This window comes from Streptomyces albicerus (assembly GCF_008905045.1).
Lineage (GTDB): Bacteria > Actinomycetota > Actinomycetes > Streptomycetales > Streptomycetaceae > Streptomyces > Streptomyces albicerus.
Map to the genome: position 1 here is coordinate 2618 of NZ_VWMY01000144.1, position 8907 is coordinate 11524.

8 protein-coding genes and 3 pseudogenes are annotated in these 8907 nt (G+C 69.9%); 7 read left to right on the forward strand and 4 right to left on the reverse strand.

Annotation, left to right across the window (positions count from 1 at the left end):
* Nucleotides 1–367: 367 nt before the first annotated feature.
* A pseudogene (locus tag GAS53_RS58705) lies at nt 368–757 on the reverse strand (aminoglycoside phosphotransferase family protein); the annotation flags it as partial.
* Between the two features lie 617 nt (nt 758–1374).
* On the opposite strand from GAS53_RS58705, the gene GAS53_RS53230 reads away from it, so the two are divergent.
* The 6 genes from GAS53_RS53230 to GAS53_RS53255 all read left to right on the forward strand — a co-directional run bounded on the left by GAS53_RS53230 (nt 1375) and on the right by GAS53_RS53255 (nt 7055).
* Nucleotides 1375–1923, forward strand: a complete 549-nt coding sequence (locus GAS53_RS53230; RefSeq protein WP_151485035.1) for an RNA polymerase sigma factor — start codon at nt 1375–1377, stop codon at nt 1921–1923.
* Nucleotides 1913–2539, forward strand: coding sequence for a hypothetical protein (locus GAS53_RS53235; RefSeq protein WP_192583708.1), 627 nt, complete (start codon nt 1913–1915; stop codon nt 2537–2539). Before GAS53_RS53230 ends, GAS53_RS53235 begins: the two co-directional genes overlap by 11 nt.
* A gap of 91 nt (nt 2540–2630) precedes the next feature.
* Nucleotides 2631–3026 (forward strand): hypothetical protein, encoded by a 396-nt coding sequence (locus tag GAS53_RS53240; RefSeq protein ID WP_151485036.1) that lies wholly within the window; start codon nt 2631–2633, stop codon nt 3024–3026.
* A gap of 37 nt (nt 3027–3063) precedes the next feature.
* The gene (locus GAS53_RS53245; RefSeq protein ID WP_151485037.1) at nt 3064–3441 is read left to right on the forward strand and encodes a hypothetical protein; all 378 of its coding nucleotides are present in this window, start codon (nt 3064–3066) and stop codon (nt 3439–3441) included.
* A gap of 284 nt (nt 3442–3725) precedes the next feature.
* Entirely contained in the window at nt 3726–5249 is a 1524-nt protein-coding gene (locus GAS53_RS53250; protein ID WP_151485038.1) for an ABC transporter substrate-binding protein, read from the forward strand.
* A gap of 6 nt (nt 5250–5255) precedes the next feature.
* Entirely contained in the window at nt 5256–7055 is a 1800-nt protein-coding gene (locus GAS53_RS53255) for an ABC transporter permease subunit (protein WP_151485039.1), read from the forward strand.
* A gap of 159 nt (nt 7056–7214) precedes the next feature.
* Here the strand turns inward: GAS53_RS53255 and GAS53_RS53260 are convergent, their stop codons facing one another.
* The 3 genes and pseudogenes from GAS53_RS53260 to GAS53_RS53270 all read right to left on the reverse strand — a co-directional run.
* Nucleotides 7215–7853 carry an HAAS signaling domain-containing protein gene (locus GAS53_RS53260; RefSeq protein ID WP_151485040.1) on the reverse strand — a complete coding sequence of 213 codons (639 nt, stop codon included), beginning with the start codon at nt 7851–7853 and terminating at the stop codon, nt 7215–7217.
* A complete protein-coding gene (locus tag GAS53_RS53265; protein WP_151485041.1) occupies nt 7850–8206 on the reverse strand; it encodes a PadR family transcriptional regulator in 357 nt (118 codons plus the stop codon). Before GAS53_RS53265 ends, GAS53_RS53260 begins: the two co-directional genes overlap by 4 nt.
* A gap of 121 nt (nt 8207–8327) precedes the next feature.
* Nucleotides 8328–8630: pseudogene (locus GAS53_RS53270) on the reverse strand (methyltransferase); the annotation flags it as partial.
* Nucleotides 8631–8694: 64 nt separating this feature from the next.
* Here GAS53_RS53270 and GAS53_RS53275 point away from each other — a divergent pair.
* A pseudogene (locus tag GAS53_RS53275) lies at nt 8695–8907 on the forward strand (helix-turn-helix domain-containing protein); the annotation flags it as partial.

Below are 8907 nucleotides of genomic sequence, written 5' to 3' on the forward strand. Positions count from 1 at the left end.
AAGGGCTGAAAGGCCGCAATGCGGCAGGCGCGCACGACAGGTGTCGCGCCTGCCGTCGTCTGACTTCGAGAGGACGACGAGTGCCCCACGCGAATGCGCCCCTGAGCGTCGAGGGCCGTAGGCGGCTCGTGAAGCGGTGCCAGACACGCCATCGACGGCCTGGCACCAGAACCGCAGCATCGTGAACGGCAGCACGGTGGACCCGACCTGCAGATGGGCTGGGCCCACCGAAGCTTCTGGCGCAGGGCAGCTGGCTCGCCAGCCAATCACTGAGACACAGAACACTGGGACACATGTTCCGCTTGCACAACAGGTATCCGAGGTCTTCGAGGGGGTCGCCGGGGGCGGCGGTATCGAAGTCGATGAAGGCCATCGGCCGGTCCTGGTGGAAGACAGCGTTGTTCGGGCCGGGATCGTGGTGGCAGACGACCGGATGCGCCGCGGCAAGGCGGCTGCCGCGGGTGGCCTCATGCAACGAGCGCAGCAGGGTACCGGCAGCCACCACCTGGTCGTCGCTCCAGAGCTGGAATGTGGCCGGCACCCGGCCAGGCAGGTAGGTGAACGTGTCACGGCCGGTGTCGTCGAGCCCGAGATATCGCGGTGCGCCGGTGAACCCGCGTTGTTGAAGATGGTTCAGCAATTCGGCGACGAAGGCCGATCTGGCTGTGACGGGTCGTCGGACGGTGTTGCCGATACGGACGACGCCCTGTGTGATCCGTCCTCCGGACAGTGGCACTTCGTCCTTTCCCGTGTTCATGGTTCCAGCTTCTCGTGTTCTTGGTCGATCCGTGTGGCATCCGGTTGAGGGCCGAAACACAGTCACGGAGTGAGCAGGACACGTTGCATCGAGCCGCGCCCTATCGCGCTTCTGCCGCCGACCGAGCTCGGCATCCGAGAAACCGGTCAGATCGTCGACCCGGCTTCCGCCGGGCGTGGCCCGCTCCGACGGGGCTGCGACGTCGCGGCGGGTCTGCCTCGACCGTGATGCGGGCGGGCGCCCGATCGTCGAGCAGAGTCGAGCGCAGTGCGGCGGCAAGGTCGTCGTCGGACATGGCGTGTAGGGACTGCTCGTCGCCGGACCACGCGCGCGCAGCCTCGACCTGATCCGGCGTCGCCTCGGTGCACGGCGTGGGCAGGGGGCGTACCCGTGTGTCCGTGTCCAGGGCGGCCGCCGGCGCGGAGCGGTTTCGCAGGCGGAGGGGTGCTGCTCATGCCTGAATGAACGAACAGCTCACGCGCGAACGGTGGTGAACGGCTCCAGGTGTGAACTGTCGAAGTGCGCCCTGTGGAGGTGCGAACAGGACCCGTGTGCGCAGGCAACCGTGCGGGTAGCAGGCCCCGGCCACGACGCTGTCAGGGAAGGTGCACCCGCACATGGGCCTCTCGCCGCCGCCCGCACGATTCGACGAGACGTTCTGCGAGATCCTGCCTCGGCTGTACCGCAGGGCGGTGATGCTCTCCGGGGCGCGGCACTGGGCCGAGGACGCGGTGCACGAGGCGTATTTGAAGCTCGCTGCGCGCCCTCACCGCTTTCTCGCCCATCCCGAGCCGTACGCGTACGCCTTCGCGGCCCTGCTCAGCGTCGTACGGGACACCCATCGCCGGGAGCGCCGGCAGGTGCCCGTGGAGGAGATGGACGACTTGGCGGTCGGGCCGGCGGGCGCGGTCGGGCCGGTGCGGCCCGCGGCCTGGGACGGGGGAGTGGGTCGCCGGGACGCCGAGTTGGAGGTCGTACGGCTGCTGCGGCGGCTCTCGTACCGGCAGGCGGGCGTGGTGATTCTCGTCGATCTGGACGGTTACACGATCGACCAGGCCGCCGAGATCATGCGGGTGCACCGGGGCACGGCCGCCCGGCATCGCGCGCGGGCGCTGGGCAGGCTGCGGGAGCTGTTGGAAGGGAGGGAGCCGAGTGATGAGGCCTGAGACAGGGGCGGATGGCAGGCCCGGGGAAGGGGCAGACGACCGTGTCGTTGCGTTGCTGCGCGCTCGGCTCCGCGCCGCGGACGAGGCGATCGAGACGCCGGCCGGGTTGTGGGAGAGCGTCCGTTCCGCCACCCCGCGCTCGCGCCGGTGGCCCCGACTCGCCCTCGCGGCGGCCTTGGTGACCGCCGTGCTGCTGGGCGCCTGGTGGTTCGTACGGCCGTCGGGGGACGTCTCTCCGTCCGGTGACACCTCGCCGTCCGGTGGCGGGGTGTCCGTCACCGTCTACAACGCCGAGCGGGCCTGTCGGCAGTTGCGGACACTGGAGTGCGCGCTGCGGCTGGCGAAGAACCCGTACGCGGAGTATGCGGCCGAGGACAACGCGGCGGGGCGGGTGTGGCACGGGGACCGGCCGGCCGCGCTCTGTGTGGTCACGCGCGGGACCCTGGTCAGGGACGAAGCCGGGGTGACCTCGACGCGTTGGTATCTCGTGCGGACCGAGGAGGGGGTGACCGGCTGGCTCCCCGGGGTCCGCACCCGCAACTTGGCGGACGTACGCACGTGTGCGCCGGACCTGACGCGCCAGACTCCAGGCACCGACTCTCGGACTCCTGAGTGACGGGGATCACATGCCCCGCTGTCATACGAGCGACGCCCGCCCATCGTGTGCCGGGTGCAAGGTCCGCATGACACCAACGGGGAGAATTTCCATGCGACTTCGTACTGTCCTGGGCGCGGCCGTGGCGGTGACGGCGCTGACCGCGGCTCCGGCCTCGGCGGTCGGTGAGGCCACCGGCGGGGCGTCCGACGGGACTTCGGCCCGGGCGAGCTTCACGGTCTGGGCGACCGACGTCAACGTCCGTGACAACCCTGCCGACCCGGCCACCTGCGACGGCTTCCCGTCGCCGGCCAACTGCCCGGCGGTTGCCGGGCAGTTGCAGCCGAACCAGCCCTTCGAGGCGGTCTGCCAGAAGCAGGGCGAGACCGTCGGCGGCAACCCCTGGTGGGTCTACATCAGCCGGGGCGACTCGCGCGGCTACATCGCGAGTCACTACGTGGACCACCCGGACGACCAACTGCCGGGCGTGCCGGTGTGCGGCGCCTGAGGGACGAGGGGAACAGGAAAGAAAGGAGGCAGACATCGTGAGGCTTCGTGCAGCAGGGGGAGCCGTGTCGGCCGTGGCGGTCGCCGTCATCGCGCTGACCGCCCCGTCACCGGCGGTGGCCGCGACCGCGGGCGGGACACCTCAGTTCGGTGGCAAGGCCACGCGGGTGACCGACAGTGCCGCCCAGGATCCCAGTCCGGGCCGTTACCTCGTCGACGGTGCCCGTATCCACACCCGGCCCGATCTGGCGTCGACCACGGTCGGCAAGGGCTACACCTCGCAGGACTCGACCGTGCACTGCCGTGCGGTGATCAACGACGAGGAGTGGTTCTATCACACCAACGCGGCCACCAACGTGACCGGTTGGTCCCGCTGGGATGTCCTGGTTCCGTGGCGGGCGGTATCGGACTGCTGACCACCGGACCGCCTACGTGTACGCGTACGGCAAGGGGGCCCGCCGGTTCGCCCGGTGGGCCCTCTTCCGGTGTGAAATCGTCTATGGCCGTGGCCAGTTGACCGAGGCCGTCGCCTCCCGTCACGGGAACGACCTGCGGGTTTCCGGCGGAAACGATCTCAGTGGTTGAGATTTCATCCACCCAGGTGGAGATTTGGTAAGGCTTGCCTTATATGCTGACGCGGCCTCGTTGCCGCCTCCAGCGTGCCGGGGCGTGACCATACCTTCCGCACGACAGGATCCCCATGCGCACCACCTACCGCGGCCTCGCCGCGGCCCTGGCTCTCACCCCGTTGCTGGCCGGCTGTTTCGTGTCGGGCGAGGGCGGCTCGGATGCGGATGGCGCGGCGGGATCCGCCGGTCGGCTGAGGGTGGCCCTCGCGGTGCCACCGGTGCAGGCCCTGTCCCCGTACAGCAATGACGCCACTGTGCTGAGCAAACTCTCCGTGGCCGAAGGACTCACGGCGCTGGACAAGGACGGGGCCGCCGCGCCCGCGCTGGCGAAGTCCTGGACCCGGAAGAACGCCACCACCTGGACCTTCGAGCTGCGCAAGGCCACGTTCCAGGACGGCACCGAGGTCACCGCCGAGTCCGTCGTCAACGCGCTCGACCACGCGAACGAGGCCAAGACCAAGCCCCGCGTCCTCAGCGACGTGACCCTGACCGCCCACGCCGACGACACCGACACCGTCACGATCAGCACGAAGACCACCGACCCGGTGCTCCCGCTGCGACTTGCCAGCCCCGCACTCGGCATCCTCTCCCCGAAGGCGTACGCGAAGGACGGCACCGTCAGCCCGGTCGGCACCGGAACCGGCCCCTTCGAGATCACACGGCTCACCGGGAAGACCAAGGCCACTCTCGCTCGCTTCGACGCGTACTGGGGTGGCAAGGCCAAGGCATCCGGCATCGACGTCACCTGGATCGCCGAAGGCACCGCACGCGCCAACGCCCTGCGCAGCGGCGATGTCGACATCGCCGAGTGGATCCCCACCGCCCAGGCGAAGCTGCTGGACAAGGACACCCGTCACGAGGTGCCCTCCGTGCGGACCGACAGCCTGGTCCTGAACACCGGCAGCGGCCTGTTCACCGACACCGCGCTGCGCGCGGCCGCCCGCCAGGCCGTGGACGGTTCCGCGCTCGTCGATTCGGTCTTCGGCGGGTACGCCGACCCCGCCCAGGGGCTGTTCGGGCCCGCCGTCTCCTGGGCGGCCGACAAGCGTGTCGAGGTGACCGGCCGCGCGAAGGCCGCTACCACCGCACAGGTCACGTCGAAGACCAAGGGCAGGACGTTGCGCCTGGCCAGCTACACCAACCGTGCGGAACTTCCCGAAGCCGCGACCGTACTGCAGCAGCAGTTGGAGAAGGCCGGGTTCACCGTCAAGCAGGACGTACGCGAGTACACGCAGATGGAGGCCGACCTCCTCGCGGGCAAGTACGACGCGCTCGTCTTCTCCCGCGTGACCCTCCTCGACACCGGCGACGCGGTCGCGTATCTCGCCAGCGACTACACCAGTGACGGTGTCTACAACATCGCGGGGCTGAAGGACTCCGAGGTCGACCAGGCCATCAAGTCCGCCGCCGAGGAAGGCGATCCGGCACGGCGGCAGCAGAAGGTCATGCGGGCCGAGGCGGAGATCCTGCGCACCGACGCTGTCGTGCCGCTGGTCCACGAGAAGGTCGTGCAGGGCATCGGCACCGATGTCGAGGGCGTGCTCCTCGACCCCCGCGAGCGCTCTCTGATCGACGTCGACACCCGGGTGAAGTAGCAGCGGATGAGCGTCACCTTGGGCGGTGCCGATACCCGCCCCGTCCAGTGGCGGGCGGGGGCCGGCCGCGTCGTCGCCGGGACCGTGCTGCTGACGGCCGTCGCCCTGCTGCCCTGGCTGTCCGGGACCGACGCCGCGCTGACGGTCCTGCGGGCCCGATCCGCCGACCAGGACCCGACCCCCGCACAGCTGGCCGCCGTGCGTGAGCAACTGAACCTGGACGAAGGGCCGTTCACGCATATGGCCCACTGGCTGGGCGGACTGCCGCGCGGCGACGCGGGCATCTCCTGGGTGTCGGGCGAACCGGTCCTGCCCCAGGTGACGTCCGCCTTCGCGGTCTCCTTCACGCTGATGCTCGGTGCACTGGTGGTCACGATCGCGGTGGCCGCGCTGGTCTGCGCCCGCACCCTGCATCTCGGATCCCGGCGGCGGCTGGGGCACGCGCGGGCAGGCACCGGGGCCGCCGTCCTCGCCGCGCTGCCGAAGTTCCTGCTCGCCTCGCTGCTCGCCACCGTATGCGGGGTGTGGCTGGACTGGTTCCCGTCCAGTGGCTGGGAGGGGCCGGGGGCCATGGTGCTGCCCGCGCTCGCCCTCGGTGTGCCGTCCGGGGCGATGATCGGCGGCCTGCTCGACCACTCACTGCCCGCCGCCTTCAACGAGCCCTGGGCGCGGACCTGGCACGCCTTCGGGTTCTCGCCCGGCCACATCGCCCGGCACGCACTGCGCCGCACACTGTCCGGCGTACTCCCGCAGCTCCTGCCGACCGTCGTGGCCCTGGTCGGCGGCGCGGTCGCGGTGGAGAAGATCTTCAACATTCCGGGACTCGGCCGCCTCGCCCTGGACGCCGCCATCGCCCAGGACCTCCCACCCCTGCAGACCGCGACACTGGTCCTCGTACTGCTCGGCGTCGCCGCCGGCCTTCTCATCCAGGCCCTGCGCCGCGCTCTCCTCGGCCCCGCCCTGCGGGACGGCGCCCTGCCCGCCCTGCACCCGCCGGCCCTCCCGCGGCGACGCTCCACGCTCTGGGTCGCCGGATTCTGCGCCGTCGCCCTGCTCACCCTGGTCGTAGCCGGGCTGCTGCGTGATCCCCTGCACGTGGACACGACGGCCCGGCTGCTGTCTCCCTCGGGCGCACACCCGTTGGGCACGGACTCGCTCGGTCGTGATCTGCTGGCCCGGCTGGGCCACGGGGCGCTGCGCACGGCGGGCGTGGCCCTCGCGGTGACAGCGGTCAGCATGGTCATCGGGCTGCTGCTCGGCATGGCAGCACAGGTGGGCGCGGGCCTGACCGAAGTGGTGTCGACGTTGCCGGCCGTCATCGCCGGACTGCTGACGACGGCGGTGACCGGGCCGTCGGTCTGGGGCGCCGCGTGCGCGGTGTGTCTGGTCGGCTGGAGCCCGTACGCCGCCCAGACCGCGGCGCTGCTCGAACAGGAACGGGCCAGCGGTCACATGCTCGCGTCGATCTCGTTCGGCGCCGACCGGTGGTACCTGCTGCGCCACCACCTGCTGCCCGCGGTACTGCCCTCGGTCGTGCGCAACGCCCTGCTGCGGCTGCCCACCGCGGTCCTTGTCCTGGCCTCCCTCGGCTTTCTCGGCCTGGGCGAGCAGCCCCCGACTCCGGAGTGGGGCCGCCTGCTCTCGGAGAACCAGCCGTACGTGGAGCTGGCACCCTGGACCGTACTCGGCCCGGCCGGGGCGCTCGTTCTCCTCTCCGTCCTGGCCGTGTCCGGTACGGCACTGGGACGGAGCGGAGCCCGACGCCGAACCCCCGGGCGCGAAACCCGCCTTCGAGGTTCGTCGTGAATCCGGAGCGGTGCCCGGCGCCACGAGCGCTCGGGCCGCCGCTCCTGCTCCGAGCGAGGCAGCAGGTCCGGCCTGATGCACCCGGCGTGATGCCGGACGAGCGTGTTCAGAAGCGCACGGACCACAGGCGGGGGCGGAACGCCCAAGCCCGAGGCCGGATCACGATCCTGAGGAAGGGGGCGCCGTCGGATCGTACAGGGGCTCGGAAGGCTCGTCAGAGGGCGGGACAGGCGTCGTGTCATCCGTGGGCGCCCCGGTCGGCGGCTCGCTGTCGGACTCTCCGCTCGGGGACGGCGACATGGACGTTTCCTCAACGATGGCCGGAGACTGCTGCTGAGGATCGCCGCTGTCTGTGCTGACCCCAAAGGTCAGCGCGCCGACGGCGAACGCTGCTGCTGCCCCGATCAGAAGCAGCGTCACTCCTTTTCGTATGGGCGGCGAGGCGACAGGAAGCGCAGGGACATCGTCCGGTGTCTGCCGTACGTGGCTTGCGCGGTCGTTGGTCTCATGCTTCGGCGCCATATCGGCGGCAAGAACAGGTAGTTCGACCACCGGAGTGGAGCCAGTGGACCTCGGGCCGTTCAACTCGGCAGCCACGATGTCCGCCGGCGGGCCCAGCCGGTCCAGGACGGCGCGGGTTGCCGCGGCGTGCAGTGCGTCGGCTTCTTCGAGGCCGGCGTCTATGTGCTCGAGGATCTCCTGTCTGAGCTCTTCGCGTCGATCGGCGGCAAGGAAGACAGAGGCGTTGTCAAAGCGCTGCAAGTACTCGTCTATGAGCCGGTTTCGCCTTGTGGTCACTCGTGGCTCTCCTCACTGTCCAAGAGGGTGTCAACAGCGGCTTTGAAGGAGCCCCACTCACTGGCGAATTCGGCAAGGGCCCGTCGCCCTGTCGCGGTCAGCGTGTAGTAGCGGCGTGGCGGCCCTGAGTCGGACTCCTTCCAGACGGTGCTGACCCACCCCTCTTTCCTCAGCCGTGCGAGCAGGGGATAAATGGTGCCCTCGCTGGTGGCGAGCCCGTGGGCCTCGCACAGTTCCCGCACCAGTTCGAAGGCATACCTCTCACCGTCACGCAGCAGAGCCAAGACGCAGAATTGCAGGATTCCACGCCGGAGTTGGCTCACTCCGGAATGCGCTCCGCCAGGCAGTACCATGCGACACAAGGTACCTGCTGGTGGATCGTACCGCCAGCCTTGTCGTGGCGGCGGGGGCACCTGCCACTACCTTCGATTCCACCGCGCTGCCGCAGGCTGCCTGTTCTCACGCGCGGCGAAGTCAGGCTGTTGCCTCGATGAGGCAGAACGGAGCGGCCTGCGCCAGCGGGGTCACCGAGGCGACGGACAATCCCGCTCGGCGGCACACGTCCTCGAAGTCGGCCCGGGTCCGTTCCCTGCCGCCCACGTTCACCAGCATATTGAGGTCGGTGAGGTAGGTGAGTCCGGCGGATTCGGTGTCGACGACCTCAGGCAGAACGGGCTCCACGATCAGTACGCGCCCAGCCGGCGGCAGCACCTCGCGGCAGTGGGTCAGGATCGTGACCGTCTGTTCGTCCGTCCAGTCGTGCAGGACGCTCTTCATCGGGTTACTCCTTCGTGGATACCCCGGCTTCAGCCGGGGGAGGAAACGAAGCCCCTTGTGAACCGTGAAGACCACCCACGTGAAGCGGGCGTTCAAGTACCGCTTCTATCCGACCGAGGCGCAGGCGGCCGAGCTGTCGCGCACGTTCGGGTGCGTGCGGAAGGTCTACAACCTGGCCCTCGCGGCGCGGCACGCAAGCGTGGACGCGGCAAGAGCGGGTGAACTACAACCAGACGTCGGCGATGCTGACGGCCTGGAAGAAGACCGAGGAACTCGC